The 17,916-nt window shown below is 73.0% G+C and carries 19 protein-coding genes, 3 tRNA genes and 1 pseudogene; 17 read left to right on the plus strand and 6 right to left on the minus strand.

Features of this window, described 5'->3' with window-relative positions; all coding sequences use genetic code 11:
• The 9 genes and pseudogenes from LE181_RS23365 to htpX all read left to right on the plus strand — a co-directional run.
• A pseudogene (locus tag LE181_RS23365) lies at positions 1 to 713 on the plus strand (NADH-quinone oxidoreductase subunit C); the annotation flags it as partial.
• A complete protein-coding gene (locus LE181_RS23370; protein ID WP_225663458.1) occupies positions 710 to 1,678 on the plus strand; it encodes a complex I subunit 1/NuoH family protein in 969 nt (322 codons plus the stop codon). The pseudogene LE181_RS23365 and the gene LE181_RS23370, both read left to right, overlap by 4 nt.
• On the plus strand, positions 1,678 to 2,247 hold the full coding sequence (locus LE181_RS23375; RefSeq protein WP_225663459.1) for a NuoI/complex I 23 kDa subunit family protein: 570 nt from the start codon (positions 1,678 to 1,680) through the stop codon (positions 2,245 to 2,247). The genes LE181_RS23370 and LE181_RS23375 overlap by 1 nt, the downstream gene beginning before the upstream one ends.
• Entirely contained in the window at positions 2,244 to 2,831 is a 588-nt protein-coding gene (locus tag LE181_RS23380; protein ID WP_225663460.1) for an NADH-quinone oxidoreductase subunit J family protein, read from the plus strand. Before LE181_RS23375 ends, LE181_RS23380 begins: the two co-directional genes overlap by 4 nt.
• Positions 2,831 to 3,196: an NADH-quinone oxidoreductase subunit NuoK gene (gene nuoK / locus LE181_RS23385; protein WP_225663461.1), complete on the plus strand. Its 366-nt coding sequence runs from the start codon at positions 2,831 to 2,833 to the stop codon at positions 3,194 to 3,196. The genes LE181_RS23380 and nuoK overlap by 1 nt, the downstream gene beginning before the upstream one ends.
• A complete protein-coding gene (locus LE181_RS23390) occupies positions 3,193 to 5,193 on the plus strand; it encodes an NADH-quinone oxidoreductase subunit 5 family protein (RefSeq protein WP_225663462.1) in 2,001 nt (666 codons plus the stop codon). The genes nuoK and LE181_RS23390 overlap by 4 nt, the downstream gene beginning before the upstream one ends.
• A 17-nt stretch (positions 5,194 to 5,210) precedes the next feature.
• Positions 5,211 to 6,791: a complex I subunit 4 family protein gene (locus LE181_RS23395; RefSeq protein ID WP_225663475.1), complete on the plus strand. Its 1,581-nt coding sequence runs from the start codon at positions 5,211 to 5,213 to the stop codon at positions 6,789 to 6,791.
• Positions 6,791 to 8,350, plus strand: a complete 1,560-nt coding sequence (locus LE181_RS23400) for an NADH-quinone oxidoreductase subunit N (RefSeq protein ID WP_225663463.1) — start codon at positions 6,791 to 6,793, stop codon at positions 8,348 to 8,350. Before LE181_RS23395 ends, LE181_RS23400 begins: the two co-directional genes overlap by 1 nt.
• A 144-nt stretch (positions 8,351 to 8,494) precedes the next feature.
• Positions 8,495 to 9,361, plus strand: coding sequence for a zinc metalloprotease HtpX (gene htpX / locus LE181_RS23405; protein ID WP_225663464.1), 867 nt, complete (start codon positions 8,495 to 8,497; stop codon positions 9,359 to 9,361).
• Positions 9,362 to 9,443: 82 nt separating this feature from the next.
• On the opposite strand, the gene LE181_RS23410 is transcribed toward htpX, so the two are convergent.
• Both LE181_RS23410 and LE181_RS23415 read right to left on the minus strand, forming a co-directional pair.
• Positions 9,444 to 9,692 carry a hypothetical protein gene (locus LE181_RS23410; protein ID WP_225663465.1) on the minus strand — a complete coding sequence of 83 codons (249 nt, stop codon included), beginning with the start codon at positions 9,690 to 9,692 and terminating at the stop codon, positions 9,444 to 9,446.
• Positions 9,693 to 9,813: 121 nt separating this feature from the next.
• The gene (locus LE181_RS23415; protein ID WP_225663466.1) at positions 9,814 to 10,248 is read right to left on the minus strand and encodes a MarR family winged helix-turn-helix transcriptional regulator; all 435 of its coding nucleotides are present in this window, start codon (positions 10,246 to 10,248) and stop codon (positions 9,814 to 9,816) included.
• Positions 10,249 to 10,439: 191 nt separating this feature from the next.
• Between LE181_RS23415 and LE181_RS23420 the strand changes: the two genes are divergently transcribed.
• Positions 10,440 to 10,832, plus strand: coding sequence for a YccF domain-containing protein (locus tag LE181_RS23420; RefSeq protein ID WP_225663467.1), 393 nt, complete (start codon positions 10,440 to 10,442; stop codon positions 10,830 to 10,832).
• A 71-nt stretch (positions 10,833 to 10,903) separates the two neighbouring features.
• On the opposite strand, the gene LE181_RS23425 is transcribed toward LE181_RS23420, so the two are convergent.
• Positions 10,904 to 11,392, minus strand: a complete 489-nt coding sequence (locus tag LE181_RS23425; RefSeq protein ID WP_225663468.1) for a YajQ family cyclic di-GMP-binding protein — start codon at positions 11,390 to 11,392, stop codon at positions 10,904 to 10,906.
• 185 nt (positions 11,393 to 11,577) lie between these two features.
• On the opposite strand from LE181_RS23425, the gene LE181_RS23430 reads away from it, so the two are divergent.
• A tRNA-Tyr gene (locus LE181_RS23430) sits at positions 11,578 to 11,659 on the plus strand.
• 97 nt (positions 11,660 to 11,756) lie between these two features.
• Here LE181_RS23430 and LE181_RS23435 read toward each other — a convergent pair.
• Positions 11,757 to 12,419, minus strand: a complete 663-nt coding sequence (locus LE181_RS23435; RefSeq protein ID WP_225663469.1) for an NAD(P)H-binding protein — start codon at positions 12,417 to 12,419, stop codon at positions 11,757 to 11,759.
• Between the two features lie 21 nt (positions 12,420 to 12,440).
• The gene (locus tag LE181_RS23440; RefSeq protein ID WP_225663470.1) at positions 12,441 to 13,718 is read right to left on the minus strand and encodes an amidohydrolase family protein; all 1,278 of its coding nucleotides are present in this window, start codon (positions 13,716 to 13,718) and stop codon (positions 12,441 to 12,443) included.
• A 250-nt stretch (positions 13,719 to 13,968) separates the two neighbouring features.
• Between LE181_RS23440 and LE181_RS23445 the strand changes: the two genes are divergently transcribed.
• From LE181_RS23445 to LE181_RS23470, 6 genes are all read left to right on the plus strand, one after another.
• Positions 13,969 to 14,041: transfer RNA gene (locus LE181_RS23445), tRNA-Thr, on the plus strand.
• 51 nt (positions 14,042 to 14,092) lie between these two features.
• Positions 14,093 to 14,165, plus strand: a tRNA-Met gene (locus LE181_RS23450).
• Between the two features lie 85 nt (positions 14,166 to 14,250).
• Positions 14,251 to 14,415, plus strand: a complete 165-nt coding sequence (gene rpmG, locus LE181_RS23455) for a 50S ribosomal protein L33 (RefSeq protein ID WP_004571794.1) — start codon at positions 14,251 to 14,253, stop codon at positions 14,413 to 14,415.
• An 88-nt stretch (positions 14,416 to 14,503) separates the two neighbouring features.
• Complete coding sequence (locus LE181_RS23460) at positions 14,504 to 14,956, plus strand: MaoC family dehydratase N-terminal domain-containing protein (RefSeq protein ID WP_225663471.1); 453 nt, start codon at positions 14,504 to 14,506, stop codon at positions 14,954 to 14,956.
• A complete protein-coding gene (locus tag LE181_RS23465; RefSeq protein WP_225663472.1) occupies positions 14,956 to 15,390 on the plus strand; it encodes a MaoC family dehydratase in 435 nt (144 codons plus the stop codon). Before LE181_RS23460 ends, LE181_RS23465 begins: the two co-directional genes overlap by 1 nt.
• A 121-nt stretch (positions 15,391 to 15,511) precedes the next feature.
• A complete protein-coding gene (locus LE181_RS23470; protein WP_225663473.1) occupies positions 15,512 to 16,567 on the plus strand; it encodes a UDP-N-acetylmuramate dehydrogenase in 1,056 nt (351 codons plus the stop codon).
• A 112-nt stretch (positions 16,568 to 16,679) separates the two neighbouring features.
• On the opposite strand, the gene LE181_RS23475 is transcribed toward LE181_RS23470, so the two are convergent.
• Positions 16,680 to 17,708, minus strand: a complete 1,029-nt coding sequence (locus tag LE181_RS23475; protein ID WP_225663474.1) for an adenosine deaminase — start codon at positions 17,706 to 17,708, stop codon at positions 16,680 to 16,682.
• Positions 17,709 to 17,916: the final 208 nt, after the last annotated feature.

Raw genomic sequence — 17,916 nt, forward strand, 5'->3', positions numbered from 1 at the left:
GCAGTGCCGCGGACGGCTCGGCGAGCCAGGCGGAGGGTGCCGCTCCGGCGCCGCGTCGCACGCGCAGTGCCGCGGACGGCTCGGCGAGCCAGGCTGCTGAGCCCGCGCCGCGCCGTACCCGCTCGGCGGCCGACGGTTCGGCGAGCCAGGGAGCGGGGACGGGCGACCAGCCCGCAGCCCCGACGCGCCCGGCCCCGCGCTCGTCCGACGCCCCCTGGCACCACGCGCGCCCGGCCTTCGACGAAAGCCCGGCAAAGCCGACCCCCGACGCAGCCGAGCAGCCGGCCACGCCGGCACCGGCTGCCGAGCCCAATGCTTCCCGCCGCGACGGCGCTGAGCCCCCGCGGCGCAGCCCGGCGGTGCCCGACGCACCTGCCGAGACGGCCCCCGCTGCCGAGCAGCCGGCTACGCCGGCATCGGCTGCCGAGTCCGGTGCTTCCCGCCGCGACGGCGCTGAGCCCCCGCGGCGCAGCCCGGTGGCGCCCGACGCGCCTGCCGGGGCGGCGGCCGACGCCGAGCAGCCGGCCACGCCGGCATCGGCTGCCGAGCCCAATGCTTCCCGCCGCGACGGCGCTGAGCCCCCGCGGCGCAGCCCGGCGGTGCCCGACGCGTCTGCCGAGACGGCGGCCGAAAAGCCCGGCGTGCCCGGGCGGCAGCCCGCCGGTGAGGCCGAGAACGACGACACCGACCCCGCCGGAGGCGAGCCCGCATGAGCAGCGACACTCTCGACGTCGTGCTGCGGCTGCTGGCCGTCTTCGTCGTCTTCCTCGTGCTGCCGCTCGTCATCGGGCAGACCGAGCACAAGGTCATGGCCCACATGCAGGGCCGCCTCGGCCCCATGTACGCCGGTGGGTTCCACGGCTGGGCGCAGCTCGTCGCGGACGGCGTGAAGTTCGCGCAGAAGGAAGACATCGTGCCCGCGGGCGCGGACCGCAAGGTCTTCCAGCTCGCACCCGCCGTGGCGCTGCTCCCGTACCTCCTCGTACTCGTCGCGATCCCGGTCGGCCCCGGCAACGCGGTCGGCCAGTTCGTCGACGCCGGCATCTTCTTCGTCCTCGCCGTCATGGGCGTCGGCGTCCTCGGCTCGCTGATGGCCGGCTGGGCCTCCGCGAACAAGTTCTCGCTGCTCGGCGGCCTGCGGACCGCCGCCCAGCTGCTGGCGTACGAGCTGCCGATGGTGCTCACGGCCGCCTCGGTGGCCATGGCCGCGGGCACCGTCTCGCTGCCGGGCATCGTGGACGCGTTCCACTGGTGGTGGGTGCCGTGGCAGATCGTCGGCGGGCTCGTCTTCTTCACGGCCGGCCTCGCCGAGCTGCAGCGCCCGCCGTTCGACATGCCCGTCGCCGACTCGGAGATCATCTTCGGCGCGTACACCGAGTACACGGGTCTGCGCTTCGCGATGTTCCTCCTCTCCGAGTACGCGGGCATCGTCGTCCTCTGCGGCCTGACGACCGTCCTCTTCCTCGGCGGGTGGCACGGCCCCTTCGGGGCCGACGGCCTCGGCTGGCTGTGGACGCTGCTCAAGACGGCGGTGCTGGCCTTCGTCGTGATCTGGCTGCGCGTGAGCTACCCCCGCCTGCGCGAGGACCAGCTGCAGAAGCTGGCCTGGACCGTCCTCATTCCGCTCGCCCTCGCGCAGATCGCGCTGACCGGCGTCGTCAAGGTGGTGACCCAGTAATGCCCATCCCCGGCTCCGGCCTGGCCAAGGGCCTGGCCGTCACCCTGCGCACGATGACCCGCCGCTCGGTCACCGCGCAGTACCCCGACGTCCAGCCCGAGCTGCCGCCCCGCACGCGCGGCGTCATCGGGCTGTTCGAGGAGAACTGCACGGTGTGCATGCTGTGCGCCCGCGAGTGCCCCGACTGGTGCATCTACATCGACTCCCACAAGGAGACGGTGCCCGCCGCCACCCCCGGCGGCCGCGAACGCAGCCGCAACGTCCTCGACCGCTTCGCGATCGACTTCGCGCTGTGCATGTACTGCGGCATCTGCATCGAGGTGTGCCCCTTCGACGCGCTGTTCTGGTCGCCGGAGTTCGAGTACGCCGAGACGGACATCCACGAGCTGACCCACGAGCGGGACAAGCTCCGCGAGTGGATGTGGACCGTGCCGGAGCCGCCCGCGCTCGACCCGGCGGCCGAGGAGCCGAAGGAGATCGCGGCGGCCCGCAAGACGGCCGAGAAGCTGGCCGCACTGGCCCAGGAACAGGAACAGGCGCAGGCCAAGGAACAGGAGGGAGAGGCATGACCGGCACCGGATCCGGCACCGGAATCGCCACCACCGTGCTCGCCGCGAACCCGCACGCGCACGGCTTCCTCTCCCCGACCGGCGTCGAGATCGCCTTCCTGCTGGTCGGCATCGTCACCCTCGGCGCGGCCGTCGTCAGCGTGACCACCCGGCAGCTGGTGCACGCCGCCCTGTGGCTGGTGGTGGCGCTCGGCGGGCTCGCCGTGGAGTACCTCCTGCTGACGGCGGAGTTCATCGCCTGGGTGCAGGTCCTGATCTACGTCGGCTCCGTCGTGGTCCTCCTCCTCTTCGGGCTCATGCTCACCAAGGCCCCCATCGGCCGCTCCCCGGACGCGGACTCCGGCAACCGCTGGGCCGCCCTCGCCGTGGCCGCAGCGGCGGCGGCGTCGCTCGTCTGGGTGGTCGTCGACGCCTTCCGCGCGACCTGGATCGACCTCGACGGCGCGCCGCAGGGCACCACGAAGGTCTCCGGAGAGATCCTCTTCCGGCACTGGGTGCTGCCGTTCGAGGCGCTGTCCGTGCTGCTGCTCGCCGCGCTCGTCGGCGCGATCGTCCTGTCCCGCAGGAAGAACGAGGAGCACTGATGCATCTCGTCTACCCGGCCGTCCTCGCCGCCCTCCTCTTCTGCGTGGGCCTCTACGGCGTCCTCGCCCGGCGCAACGCGATCCTCGTCCTGATGTCCGTCGAGCTGATGCTCAACGCCGTCAACCTCAACCTCGTCGCCTTCGACGTGTGGCTGCGCGACGAGCTCCACGCGGGCCAGGCCCTCACCCTCTTCACCATCGCCATCGCCGCCGCCGAGATCGGCATCGGCCTGGCGATCGTCCTGCTCGTCTACCGCAACCGCGGCACCGCCGACATCGACCGGCTCCGCGACCTCGGCGAGACGGCGCCGGACGCAGCGACCGAACCCGCCGACCGTGAGCAGAAGGCGGAGGCCGCCGCGTGAGCACCACGACCACCGCCGTACTCGTCCCCCTCCTGCCGTTCCTCGGCGCCGTCGCCGGACTGCTGACGGGCCGCCGCGCCCCCGGCTTCGTCCGGCCCCTGGCCGTGCTGCCCACGTTCGCCGCCGCCGTCCTGGCCGCCGTCGTGGCCTGGCGGCAGGGCGGGGGCGGTGGCGCGGCCGCCATCGACGCCGCCACCCGGCTCACCCCCACCGGGTCCGTTCCCATCGACCTCGCCCTGCACCTCGACGGCTTCGCCGTCCTGGTCGCCGTGCTCGTCGGCACCGTCGCGACCTGCGTGCAGCTGTACTCGACCGCCTACCTGCGCGACGACCCCCGCTACCCCTCCTACGCGGCCCTCGTCTCCCTCTTCACCTCCGCGATGCTGCTCGTCGTCTACTCCGGCGACCTGATGGTGCTGCTGGTCGGCTGGGAGATCATGGGCATCTGCTCGTACTTCCTCGTCGGCCACTACTGGGAGACCGAGGCCGCCCGGGCCGCCTCCCTCAAGGCGTTCCTGGTCACCAAGCTCGGCGACGTCCCCTTCCTGATCGGCATCTTCGCGCTGGCCGCCGACGCCGGAACGTTCCGGATCAACGGCATCCTCACCGCCGCCGTCTCCGGCGGCATCGACCACCCCACGCTCGTCGCCCTGCTGCTCCTGGCCGGCGTCGCGGGCAAGTCCGCGCAGTTCCCGCTGCACACCTGGCTGCCCGACGCCATGGCCGGCCCCACCCCGGTGTCCGCGCTGATCCACGCCGCGACGATGGTCGCGGCCGGCGTGTACGTCGTCGCCCGGCTCCTCCCCGTCTTCGCCGCCTCCACGGCGGCGCTGGTCGTGCTCGCCGTCATGGCCGCCGTCACGATGGTCGGCTCGGCGCTCGCCGCCCTGGCCCAGGACGACATCAAGCGCGTCCTCGCCTACTCCACCGTCGGCCAGCTCGGCTACATGACCGGAGCCCTGGCCGTCGGCGACCGCGGCGCAGCCGTCTTCCACCTCATCTCGCACGGCGCGTTCAAGGCCCTCCTCTTCCTCGGCGCAGGCGTGATCATCCACGCGGCGGGGACGAACTCGCTGGCCGCGATGGCCCGCATGAACGGCCTCGCCAAGCGCATCCCCGACGCCTACTGGACGATGACCGCCGGTCTGCTGGCCCTCGCCGCGATCCCTCCCTTCAGCGGCTTCTTCTCCAAGGAGGCCGTGCTCGGCGCCGCCGAGCACGCCGCCCAGGGCGACGGGCACGGCATCCCCGTCGCGGCGGGCTGGACCGTCCTGATCGCCGGCCTCGTCACCGCCCTCCTCACCGCCGGCTACGCCACCCGCCTGTGGCTGCTCGCCTTCCACGGCAAGGGCACCGAGGCCACCGGCCACGGCCGCGAGCCGCTCGCCATGAACGCCGTCCTGTGGGTCCTCTTCCTCCCGACCCTCGCCTTCGGCCTGGCCGCGTGGAAGCTGCCCGCCTGGTTCGACGGGGGCTCGCTGACCCCGACGCTCACCACCTCCGCCCTCTCCACCGGCTGCGCGCTCGCCGGCGTGATCGTCATGTACGCCGCCTGGCGCAAGACCGCCGCTGCCACCGCCCGGGCCCCCCTGGGCGCCGTGGCCGCCGACCCGGCAGCGGCCCCCGCCGTCTCCGAGATCGAGGCCATCGCCACCCACGAGCAGGCGTACGGCGGCATCGCCGCCGCCTGCGACCCCGGCGATCCGAGCAGGCTGCTGCTCGGCCCCCTGCACCGCCACGCGGTCAGCGGCTTCCACCTCGACGCCGTCTACTCCGCACTCTTCGTCCGGCCCGTGCGCGGCGCCGCCGGCCTCGCCCGCTTCCTCGACCGCGAGGTCGTCGAGGCGTACGTGCGCGGTGCGGGCGCCGCCCCCGGCCTGCTCGGCGCGGCCGTCCGCCGCGCCCAGACCGGCAACGTGCAGACCTACCTCAGCGCCCTGCTCGCCGGCTCCGTCGTCCTGGCCGTCGCCGCCGTTCTCGTAGCCACCGGAGCCTGACCGTGAGTCATACCGTCATGCAGATCCTCCTCGCTGCGATCGTCGTCGTCCCCCTCGTCGGAGCCGTCGCCGCCCTGCTCCCGGCCCCGCCCGGCCTGAAGGGCAAGAGCCCCGAGCAGGCCGTGCTCCGGCACGGCGTCACCGTCACGGGCGCCGTGCTCGCCCTCTCCGTCGCCCTCGCCGCCGGCTTCGACCACGACCGCCCGGCACGCATGCAGGCGACCACCGACGTCAGCTGGATCCCCGCCCTCGGCATCCGGATCCACCTCGGCGTGGACGGCGTCTCGCTCCCCCTCCTCGTCCTGACCGCGCTGCTGACCTTCCTCTGCGCGCTGTACAGCTACCACCGCATGCCCGCGGGCCCGTCCCCGAAGGCATTCGTCGCGCTGCTCCTCGTCCTGGAGGCCGGCACCCTCGCGACCTTCGCCGTCCTCGACCTGATGCTGTTCTTCCTGGCGTTCGAGATGGTGCTCATCCCGATGTACTTCCTCATCGCCCGCTGGGGCGGCGAGGGCCGTGAGCGCGCCGCGTGGCGCTTCATCCTCTACACGCTGCTCGGCTCCGTCGTGATGCTGCTCGGCCTCCTCCTCATCGGCATCAAGGGCGGCACGTTCGACATGGTGGCACTCGCCACTGACAACGGGTCGTCGCTCAGTCACACCACGCAGCTCATCGCCGTCGTGGCCATCGGCGTGGGCCTGGCCGTCAAGGCCCCGATGTGGCCCCTGCACAGCTGGCTGCCCGACGCCCACACCGCCGCCCCGACCGTCGGCTCGGTGCTCCTGGCAGGCGTGCTGCTGAAGATGGGCACGTACGGATTCGTCCGCATCGTCCTGCCGATCACGCCGGACGGCGCGCACACCTTCGCGCCCTACCTCGCCGCCTTCGCGGCCGTCGGCATCGTCTACGGCTCCCTGGTCTGCCTCGCCCTCGCGCGCTCCGGCGCCAAGGGCGACCTCAAGCGCCTGATCGCCTACTCGTCCGTCGGCCACATGGGCTTCGTGCTCCTGGGCATCGCCACCCTCACCCCCACCGGCGTGAACGGCGCGCTCTTCGCCAACATCGCCCACGGCCTGATCACCGGCCTCCTCTTCTTCCTCGTCGGCGCCATCAAGGACCGCTACGGCACCAGCGATCTCGACAGCCTCTCCGGCACCACCGGCGCTGCCCTCTACGGCCGCGCCCCGCGCCTCGGCGGGCTCCTCGCCTTCGGCGCCGTCGCCTCCCTGGGACTGCCCGGCCTCGCCGGGTTCTGGGGCGAGATGCTCGCGATGTTCGCCTCGTTCCGCCCCGCCGACGGGCTCAGCCGCCCCGCGTTCCTCACGTTCATGGCCCTGGCCGGCTTCGGAACGCTGCTGACGGCCGCCTACCTGCTCGTCGTCGTGCGCCGGGTGTGCATGGGCGGCGACGGCGACGGGGACGGCGTGACGCCCGCCACCGCCCCCTCCGGGCCCGGCCCGTTCGCCGACGTCCGGAGCTACGAGTTCGCCGCCTGGACCCCGCTCGTCGTCCTCACCGTCCTCGCCGGACTCTGGCCCGCGGCCCTCCTCGGCCTCACCGACCCGGCCGTTCAGCAGCTCCTCGCAGGAGGCAAGTGATGGGCTCCCTGGTCCAGTCCGTCGACTGGCTCGCCATCGCCCCGCCCACCGTCGCGGCCGTCGTGGCCCTGGTGATCCTGGTGGCCGACCTCTTCCTCCCCGAGAACCGCAAGCCGGTGCTCGGATGGATCGCCGTGGCCGGCCTCGCCCTGGCCGCGCTGTCCCTGCTGCCCCTGCTGGACGGCGACCGCTCCACCTTCTGTCTCACGGCCACGGACGCCGGCAACGCCTGCAGCTACACGGCCGACCACTTCACGCTCGTCATCCAGCTCCTGGTGCTCGGCGGTGCCCTGCTGACGGCGCTTCTGTCCGTTCACACGATCGCCGATCTCAAACTTCCCGCGGGCGAATTCTGGTTCCTGCTGCTGTCCTCCGCGGCCGGCGCCGCCCTGCTGCCCGCCTCCCGCGACCTCGCCACGCTCGTCGTGGCCCTCGAAGTGGCCTCGCTGCCCGCCTTCGCCCTCGTCGGCCTGCGGCGCGGCGACGCGCGCTCCGCCGAGGCGGCGCTGAAGTTCTTCCTCTCCTCGGTCACCGCGACCGCGGTCACCCTCCTCGGCGTCAGCTTCGTCTACGCGGCCACCGGCACCCTGCACCTGACCCAGGTCGCCGACGGCATCGCCGACGTCGACCCGCGCCTGGCCGTCCTCGCCCGGGCCGGCGTCGCGCTGACCCTGGTCGGCTTCGCCTTCAAGACCGCCGCCGCCCCCTTCCACTTCTGGGTACCCGACACCTACGTGGGCGCACCGCTGCCGGTCGCCGCCTACCTGTCGGTCATCGGCAAGGCCGTCGGTTTCACCGGCCTCATCCTGGTGACCGTCGTCGCCTTCCCCTCGTACTCCGACGTGTGGGCCCCCGCCCTCGCCGTCCTCGCCGCGCTCACCATGACCGCGGGCAACGTCGCCGCCCTCCGCCAGCGCCCCGAGCGCCGGCACAGCGCCGTACGCCTGCTGGCCTGGTCCTCCGTCGGCCAGGCGGGCTACCTCCTCGTCCCGATCGCCGCCGCCGGCTACGCCGACGAGTCCGGCCACGCCATCGGCTCCACCGTCGCGTACGCCCTGATGTACGCCGCCGTGAACCTCGGCGCCTTCGCGGTCGCCGCCCTCGTCGCCCGCACGAGCCCGGACAACCGCATCACCGACTACCGCGGCCTGTACCACCGCAGCCCGCTCGCCGCCCTCGCCCTCGGCTTCTTCCTGCTCTGCCTGGCGGGCCTGCCGCCGGGCATCATCGGCCTCTTCGCCAAGGTCACGGTCTTCTCGGCCGCGGTCGACGCGGGGCTGGGCTGGCTGGCGGTCGTCATGGCGCTCAACGTCGTGATCGCGCTCTACTACTACCTGCAGTGGACGGCGGTCCTCTTCCGCCGCGCGGAGGACGCAGAGGGCGCAGAAGGCGCGCACGGCACGGAGGCGGCCGCCGAGGGCGGCGAGCGCGCCGCACAGCCGCGGCTGCACGTCCCCGCGCCGCTCACCGCGGCCATCGCCCTGGCCGCCGTCCTGGGCGTGGTCCTCTCCGGCGCCCCCCAACTGGTCCTTCGCTTCGCCTCGCAGGCGCTGCTGTAGCCGCCCGCCGGAGCCGCGTCACCCGAATGGCACGGCTCCGGTCCGCGTGCACAAGGGAACTAGCGGCCCTCGTCTGGCGTTGACCAGTTCGAAAGGTTCCACTGGTTCAAGGGTTCCCCTGCTGCACCATTTGGAGGGCGTACCGTGCACCGCCGGCACAACGGGCTCAGGACAGCCGTGCTCCTCGGGGGCCTGTCCGCGCTCATCATCGTCATCGGCAGCCTGTTCGGGCGTACGGGCCTGATCATCGCGGTCCTGGTGGCGCTCGGCACCAACGCCTACGCCTACTGGAACAGCGACAAGCTCGCCCTGCGGGCGATGCGGGCCCGGCCGGTCAGCGAGTTCGAGGCCCCCCAGCTCTACCGCATGGTCCGCGAGCTCTCCACCACCGCCCGCCAGCCCATGCCCCGCCTCTACATCTCCCCGACGGAGGCCCCCAACGCCTTCGCCACGGGCCGCAACCCGCGCAACGCAGCCGTCTGCTGCACCGAGGGCATCCTGCGCCTGCTGGACGAGCGCGAGCTGCGCGGCGTCATCGGCCACGAGCTCAGCCACGTCTACAACCGCGACATCCTCATCTCGTCGGTGGCGGGCGCGCTCGCCTCGGTGGTGATGTTCCTCGTGAACTTCGCCTGGCTGATCCCGGTCGGCCGTTCCGACGACGACGAGGGCCCCGGCATCATCGGCATGATCATGGTGATGATCCTCGGCCCCGTGGCCGCCTCCCTCATCCAGCTGGCCGTCAGCCGCTCCCGCGAGTACGAGGCCGACGCCTCCGGCGCCCGCCTCACCGGCGACCCCCTCGCCCTCGCCTCCGCCCTGCGCAAGCTGGAGGCCGGTACGCAGCGGCTGCCGCTGCCGCCGGAGCCGCGGCTGGAGACGGCGAGCCACATGATGATCGCGAACCCGTTCCGGGCGGGGGCGGGCATGTCGAAGCTCTTCTCCACGCACCCGCCGATGGGGGAGCGCATCAGCCGCCTGGAGCAGATGGCGGGCAACCGCAACCTCTGACCGCCCGCAGTCCCCTCACGTCCCCCCGGGGGGGCAGAGGGTAGCGGCAGGGGAGAGGGGGCCGGACGGGGCCGCTGCGGGGTCAGGTGAGGCGGCGGTCGGGAATGGGCTGCCCGTTGTACTTCCCGCCCTCACAGACCACCTTGAGCCCGGAGGACAGGACGCCCCCCGGGGCGAGGACGACGTTGGGGAAGCCGCCGCCCTCGATGCAGGTCTCGACGTCGGTGTCCTTCGGTGCCGCCGCGTCGGCGGTGCCGGTCACGGCCGGGGTGAGCGCCAGGGCCGCGGCGATGACGGCCACGGCACCGCGGGTCGTTCGGTGTGCGCGCATGGGAGCTCCTCGTCCTAGTCGTCGGCCCGGTCGAAAGGGCTGGACCACCCACCCTGACCACAGGGAACGCCGCACCGCGCGCAGGAGTGGGCCGTTCGGGCGAGGGACGAGGGGTCCCCTCTCAGCCGTCGCTGCGGATGGCCTGGACGCAGCGCGCCAGCAGGGCGCGGAGGCTGTCGCGCTCCTCCTCGGTGAAGGCGTCGGCCAGCCGGCGCTCGATCCGCACCGCCTGCCGGTCGGCGAGCTCGACGGCCTGCCGCCCGGCGTCGGTCAGCCGCGTCTCCAGCATCTTCTGGTGCCAGGGGTGCGCCGACCGCTCGATGAGGCCGCGTCCCTCCAGGTTCTTGAGGACGGCCGTCATGGCCTGCGGGGTGACCAGACAGGCGCGGGCCAGCGCCGCGGCGGACATGCCCGGGTTCTGTGCGAGGGCCAGCAGGGCCGCGTACTGGGCGACCGTCAGGTCGGCTGCCTTGACCGCGCCGCTCTTGGCGGACATGAGGGCGTGCTCGGCGCGCTTGATGTCCAGGCCGAGCCGACTATCAGGAGGCATGTCCATGGGGGGACCCTACCGTCCGAACACGCTTCGCCCCGGGCCCTCACGGCCACTCGCCCGGGGCCGTCCCGCACCACCCCGAGCGCTCCCTTAGGGGCCCGATCAGGGTTCCGGGCGGCACGGGCGCGCAACCGCCGATCAAGGTCCCGGCGTCTCAGTGGTCGGAGAACCGGTCGCGTGGGAGGCTAATCATCATGAGGTTCATCCTGAACATCGTCTGGCTGGTCCTCTGCGGCCTCTGGATGGCGCTCGGCTACGTCGTGGCCGGCATCATCTGCTGCATCCTGATCGTCACCATCCCGTTCGGCATCGCGTCGTTCCGCATCGCTTCGTACGCCCTGTGGCCCTTCGGCCGGACGACGGTCGAACGCCGCGACGCGGGCGCGGGCTCCCTCATCGGCAACGTCATCTGGTTCGTCTTCGCGGGCTGGTGGCTGGCGCTCGGGCACATCGTCACGGGCATCGCCCTGTGCGTGACCATCATCGGCATCCCGCTGGGCATCGCCAACTTCAAGCTGATCCCGGTCTCGTTGATGCCGCTGGGCCGCGAAATCGTCCCGTCCGACCGGCCGTTCGCCACGCGCTGACCGCCGGAAAGCAGCAACGCACGAGGCCGGGAACGAAAGTTCCCGGCCTCGTGCGTTGTGGGTCCGCGCGCCTAGCGGTAGTTCACGAACTGGACGGCGAAGTCCAGGTCCTTGCCCTTGAGCAGCTGCTGGACGGCCTGCAGGTCGTCGCGGCTCTTGGAGGAGACGCGGAGCTCGTCGCCCTGGACCTGGGCCTTGACGCCCTTGGGGCCCTCGTCGCGGATGATCTTGGCGACCTTCTTCGCGTTCTCCTGGGAGATGCCCTCCACGATCGTCGCGAAGAGCTTGTACTCCTTGCCGGAGGGCTGCGGCTCGCCGGCGTCCAGAGCCTTCAGGGAGATGCCGCGCTTGATCAGCTTGGACTGGAAGATGTCGAGAACCGCCTTGACCCGCTCCTCGGCGTTGGCGCGCATCTCGATCTTCTCGCCCGACCACTCGATCGAGGCGCCGACGCCCTTGAAGTCGTAGCGCTGCGAGATCTCCTTGGCGGCCTGGTTGAGGGCGTTGTCGACCTCCTGCCGCTCGACCTTCGAGACGATGTCGAAACTGGAGTCGGCCATATTGAGTTGGCTCCTCGTACGTAGATCCATCAGGGGAGTGCGGCCGGGGCCGCGTCGGCCAGCCTAGTCACCCGGGGGCGCATCGAGGCGCTGTGAACCGAGTGGCGGACCACCCCAGGTCATCGGGTATGGTTTACGTCGTTGCCCCGGAGCGGCTCGAAAGAGCGGCCGAGGCGACCACCCATGGCGGTGTGCCCGAGTGGCCAATGGGAGCGGACTGTAAATCCGTCGGCTTAGCCTACCCAGGTTCGAATCCTGGCGCCGCCACGGAACGAGGCCCCTGACCTGCAAAGGTCAGGGGCTTCTTTCGTTTTCCCGCGCTTTCCGCGAGCTTTTCGCAGCCGGTTCTCCGCGGGCCCGGCGGCTAGTCCGCCACCGCCTTCACCGCCTCCGTGACCGGCGTGTCGCCGCCGATCAGCTCCAGGGTCCGGCCGGCCGTCCCCGGCTCGTCCAGCAGGGCCGCCAGCACCGCCGCCACGTCGTCGCGGGACACGTCGCCGCGGCCCGTACTGCCCGCCGACAGCTCCACGCGGCCCGTGCCCGGCTCGTTGGTCAGCCTGCCCGGGCGCAGGACGGTCCAGTCGAGGCCGGGCCGGGAGCGGACGTCCGCGTCCGCGGCGCCCTTGGCGCGCAGGTAGGCGGCGAAGACCGGGTCCGTGCCGGGCTGCGGCTCGCGGTCGGCCCCCATCGACGAGACGATCAGGAAGCGCCGGACCCCGGCCGCCTCCGCCGCGTCGGCGAAGAGGGCGGCGGCCGCGCGGTCCACGGTGTCCTTGCGCTCGACGCCGCTGCCCGGGCCCGCGCCGGCCGCGAAGACGGCGGCGTCGGCACCCTCCAGGTGACGGGCGACGTCCCCGACGGAGGCCGTCTCCAGGTCCGCCACGACCGGTTCCGCGCCGGCCGCCAGCAGGTCCCCCGCCTGTCCCGGGCGGCGGACGATGCCCGCCACCTCGTCACCGCGCCCGGCGAGCAGCCGCTCCAGCCGCAGCGCGATCTGACCGTGTCCTCCAGCGATGACAATGCGCATGATCCGACCGTACGCCGACGGTCAGCGCTCCGGATCCCCGCCGCGCGGTGACTGGCGGGGCAGGTCCAGGGCAGCCGGCGACGGGGCGTCGGCCTGCACGTCGCCGTACTCCCGCACCGCGCTCGTACGGGCCACCACGCGGCCGCGGTGGACCACGAGGCGGCTGTAGCCCAGCGAGAGCACGCCCGCGATCCCGCCGCCGCGCACCGCCAGCAGCTCCGCCGGGAAGCCGGCCTCCACCCGCACCTCCGGCAGCCCCATCGCCGCGCGGGCCCGCCCGCTCACCGCCTCGTACGCCTGGTCGGGGCCGAGCTCGCCGTGCGAGGCCAGCAGGTACGCGGCCTCCAGGGGGTCCCCGCGCCCGACGGGGTTGGCGGCGTCGCGCAGGGAGCCGCTGCCCGCGGCCACCTTCACGCCCGCCGCCCGCAGCAGCCGCACCGGGGCGCACCAGGTGCCCCGCCCGCCGCCCAGGACGCCGCAGGCGCCCTGGGGCAGGCAGACGACGGTCACGCCGGCCGCGGCCAGCCGGTGGCCCGCCCGCAGGGCCTGGTCCTGGGGGAGCCGGGCCAGACCCGCGCAGGGCCCGAACGTGACGCCCGGGCGCAGCCCGCCGGCCATGGCGGCGAGCCGGGCCAGGCGCGCGGGGTCGTCACCGTCGGTGTGCAGGTCGACGGCGCAGTCGTGCTCGGCGGCGATGGCCAGGACGGCCTCGGCGTAGCCGGTGGGATCGGGGTCGAGGTCCGGGCAGCCGCCGACGACCGTGGCGCCCATCTCGACCGCGTCCCGCAGCATGGCCAGCCCGTCGGCACCGGCCGTGCCCGTCAGCAGCCGGGGGACGGCGACGGCGCTGAGCTCGGTGAGCCCGGCCAGGGCGCGCCGGGCCTGCAGCACGGCCTCCAGGGAGCGCAGGCCCTGGACGTCGCCGATGCGCACGTGCGAGCGCACCGCCGTCGCGCCGTGGCCCAGCTGCAGCAGGGCCGCCTCGGTCGTGCGCCGCTGGACGTCCTCGGCGCCGAAGGCGAGCGGGCCGCCGAGGTCGGCGGTGAGCGCGGTGTCGCAGTGGGCGTGCGGCTCGGCCGGCGCGGGCAGCAGGACGTAGCCGGTGAGGTCGACGCGCGGGCCGGGGGCGAGGCTGCCGGCGGTCCCCACGGCCTCGATGCGCCCGCCGCTCAGGCGCACGTCCACGACGCGGCCGTCGGCGAGGCGGGCGCCGCACAGCAGCAGGGCGCCGTCACCGGGCGCCGCGGCGGCGGCGTCGCCGTCCGGGCTCCTCGCGGGCTGCGGCTGACTGTCGGGCATCGCGGTCCTCCGGGTGGCCGGGGCGGACATGATCACTCAGCGGTCCGAGCGTAGGCCGCGTGCCGAGCCGGTTCGAGCAGGCGGCGGCGAGCGGCGAATAGTCGTACCGGCGTGTGTCCGGGGGCGGCGCGGAGCGTGTGGCGGCGGGGCCGGGAATCCCCGCCGCGACCTGCCCGGCAACGGTCCCGGGCGGGGTCGCCGGATACGGATTTCACCTTCGGCCGCAGACCGTGTAATGTCTTCCTCGCTCGCCCCAATAGCTCAGTCGGCAGAGCGTCTCCATGGTAAGGAGAAGGTCAACGGTTCGATTCCGTTTTGGGGCTCTGGTGTGAGGGGTTTTCCCGCCTTCGGGCGGGGAATCCTCCCCACATCAAAGCGGTGTAGCTCAGTCGGTAGAGCAAGCGGCTCATAATCGCTGTGTCACCGGTTCAAGTCCGGTCACCGCTACACACAGTAGCCGATTGTGGGGTCGGTCCTCCGATCGGCTACTCTTTTCTGCGTTAATCCGTCCATTCCGTCAAGGAGCACTCACGTGGCTGCCACCGACGTCCGCCCGAAGATCACGCTGGCCTGCGTGGAGTGCAAGGAGCGGAACTACATCACCAAGAAGAACCGGCGCAACGACCCGGACCGTCTTGAGATGAAGAAGCACTGCCCTCGCTGCAACGCCCACACGGCACACCGCGAGACCCGCTAAACGCGAATCGTTCATGAGGCCGCCCCCATCTTCTGGGGGCGGCCTCATGGCGTATCCACCCCAGTCCACTGCAGGAGGTGCCGAGCCCATGGCACTCGACCAGTCCTTCGTCGGACGGACCTATCCGGCCACCGACCCGTACGAGGTCGGCCGCGAGAAGATCCGCGAATTCGCCGAGTCCGTCGGCGACGCCAACCCGGCGTACACCGACCCCGAGGCCGCCCGGGCGCTCGGCCACCCGGACGTGATCGCCCCGCCGACGTTCGTCTTCGCGATCTCCTTCCGGGCCGCCGGCATGGTCATCCGGGACCCGCAGCTGGGCCTGGACTACGACCGCGTGGTCCACGGCGAGCAGAAGTTCGCCTACACCCGCCCCGTCGTCGCGGGCGACCGCCTGACGGTCACCTCCACCATCGAGTCGATCAAGTCCCTGGCCGGCAACGACGTGGTCATGGTCCGTGGCGAGGTGCACGACGCGGACTCCCTGCACGTGGTGACGGTCCACACGAAGCTGGTGGCGCGAGCCGCCGAGGAGGCGTGATGGCCACCACTGTTTCCTACGACGCGGTCGAGGTCGGCACCGAGCTGCCCGCCCAGACCTTCCCCGTGACGCGCGCCACGCTCGTCCGCTACGCGGGTGCCTCCGGCGACTTCAACCCGATCCACTGGAACGAGAAGTTCGCCAAGGAGGTCGGGCTGCCCGACGTCATCGCGCACGGCATGTTCACCATGGCCGAGGCGATCCGCGTCGTCACCGACTGGGCCGGCGACCCGGCCGCCGTCATCGACTACGGGACGAAGTTCACCAAGCCCGTCGTCGTCCCCAACGACGACAAGGGCGCGACCATCGAGGTCAGCGCCAAGGTCGCGGCCAAGCTCGACGACGAGGCCCGCACGGTCCGCGTCGACCTGGTGGCCATGAGCGACGGCCAGAAGGTGCTGGGCATGGCCCGCGCCGTGGTGAAGCTCGCCTGAGCCCACCCGGCGCCCGACGGACCTTGTGTAAGGGGCGCCCGCTATTGCGGGCGCCCCTTACCCATGCCGCCGACGCGCCGCCCGCCCGGGCCCCCGCGGGCCGACCCGTACCCTTGTGCCCGTGCAGGAACGACACGACGCCCCCCTCGCCCCCCTGACCACCTTCCGGCTCGGCGGGCCCGCCACCCGGCTGATCACCGCCGTCACCGACGACGAGGTCGTCGCCGCGGTGCGCGAGGCCGACGAGACCGGCACCCCGCTGCTGGTCATCGGCGGCGGCAGCAACCTGGTGATCTCCGACAAGGGCTTCGAGGGCACCGCCCTGCGCATCGCCACCACCGGCTTCCACCTCGACGGCACCCGGCTGGAGCTGGCCGCCGGCGAGAACTGGTCCGACGCCGTCGCCCGGACCGTCGAGGCCGGACTGGCCGGCATCGAGTGCATGGCCGGCATCCCCGGCTCGGCCGGCGCCACGCCCATCCAGAACGTCGGCGCCTACGGCCAGGAGGTCTCCTCCACGATCACCGAGGTCGTCGCCTACGACCGCCGGGCCGGCGAGGTCGTCACCGTTCCGAACGCCGACTGCGCGTTCTCCTACCGCCACAGCCGCTTCAAGGAGGACCCCACACGCTACGTCGTGCTGCGGGTCCGCTTCGAGCTGGAGGACGCGGGGGGCATGTCGGCGCCCCTGAAGTACCCCGAGACGGCCCGCGCGCTCGGCGTGGAGGCCGGGGACCGGGTGCCGGCCGCCGTCGCCCGGGAGACGGTGCTGCGGCTGCGGGCCGGCAAGGGCATGGTCCTCGACGCGTCGGACCACGACACCTGGTCCGCCGGCTCGTTCTTCACCAACCCCATCCTCACCGCGGCCGAGCACGCCGCGTTCATGGCGCGGGTCGCCGAGCGGCTCGGCGCGGACGTGGCCCCGCCGGCGTTCCCGGCGGGCGACGGCCTGATCAAGACCTCGGCGGCCTGGCTGATCGACAAGGCGGGCTTCACGAAGGGCTACGGCTCGGGGCCGGCCCGCATCTCGACGAAGCACACGCTGGCGCTCACCAACCGCGGGCAGGCCACGACCGAGGACCTGCTGGCGCTCGCCCGCGAGGTCCGCGACGGGGTCCACGACGCGTTCGGCGTCACGCTGGTGAACGAGCCCGTGACCGTGGGCGTCAGCCTCTAGCAGGGCCCTGCAGGCCCCGGGTCGGGCCCGTAACGTCCCGGCGGACCCGGACGGTCCGCGGACGGCGGGCGGCCGCGGCCCCTGCGCCCCGCCGCTACCGGGCCCGCGGGCTTCAGCCCGCCGGCGTGGCCAGCCAGGCGTCGATGTCCGTCAGCAGCCGCTCCCGGACGTCCGCCGGCGCCGCCGACGCACGCACCGACTGCCGCGCCAGCTCCGCCAGCTCGGCGTCCGTGAACCCGTGGTGGTCGCGGGCCAGCTCGTACTGCGCCGCCAGCCGGGAGCCGAACAGCAGCGGGTCGTCCGCACCCAGCGCCATCGGCACGCCCGCCTCGAAGAGCGTGCGCAGCGGGACGTCGGCGGGCTTGTCGTACACGCCCAGGGCGACGTTCGAGGCGGGGCAGACCTCGCAGGTGACGCCGCGCGCGGCGAGCTTGGCCAGCAGCCGGGGGTCCTCGGCGGCCCGTACGCCGTGGCCGATGCGGGCCGCGTGCAGGTCGTCCAGGCAGTCGCGCACGCTGCTGGGGCCCGAGAGCTCCCCGCCGTGCGGGGCGGCCAGCAGGCCGCCCTCACGGGCGATCTCGAAGGCGCGGTCGAAGTCGCGGGCCAGGCCGCGCCGCTCGTCGTTGGAGAGGCCGAAGCCGACCACACCCTGGTCGGCGAAGCGCACGGCCAGGCGGGCCAGCGTACGGGCGTCCAAGGGGTGCTTCATGCGGTTGGCGGCCACCAGGACCCGTATCCCCAGGCCCGTGTCCCTGGAGGCCGTCTCCACCGCGTCCAGGATGATCTCCAGGGCCGGGATCAGGCCGCCCAGGCGGGGCGCGTACGAGGTGGGGTCGACCTGGATCTCCAGCCACCCCGAGCCGTCGCGGACGTCCTCCTCGGCGGCTTCCAGGACCAGCCGCCGGATGTCCTCGGGGGAGCGCAGGCACGAGCGCGCGATGTCGTACAGCCGCTGGAAGCGGAACCATCCGCGCTCGTCCGTCGCCCGGAGCTGTGGTGGCTCCCCGCTGCTCAGCGCCTCCGGCAGGTGCACGCCGTACTTGTCGGCGAGCTCCAGCAGGGTCGAGGGGCGCATGGACCCGGTGAAGTGCAGGTGCAGGTGGGCCTTCGGCAGCAGTCGGACGTCGCGAACACTCTCCATCCTGGGATCTTGCCGTACGGACCGGACATCCGGAAGGGGCTTTCCCTGAACGGGCGCCGTCCCGAAAACGAATGCGGGCCCCGGCGCATCGCGCCGGGGCCCGCACCGCACGGGCGGCCGCGTCAGTCGCGGGCCTCCGCCAGCAGCTTCTGCATCCGCGAGACGCCCTCGACGAGGTCCTCGTCACCCAGCGCGTAGGACAGGCGCA

The organism is Streptomyces sichuanensis (assembly GCF_020328095.1).
Classification (GTDB): domain Bacteria; phylum Actinomycetota; class Actinomycetes; order Streptomycetales; family Streptomycetaceae; genus Streptomyces; species Streptomyces cinnamoneus.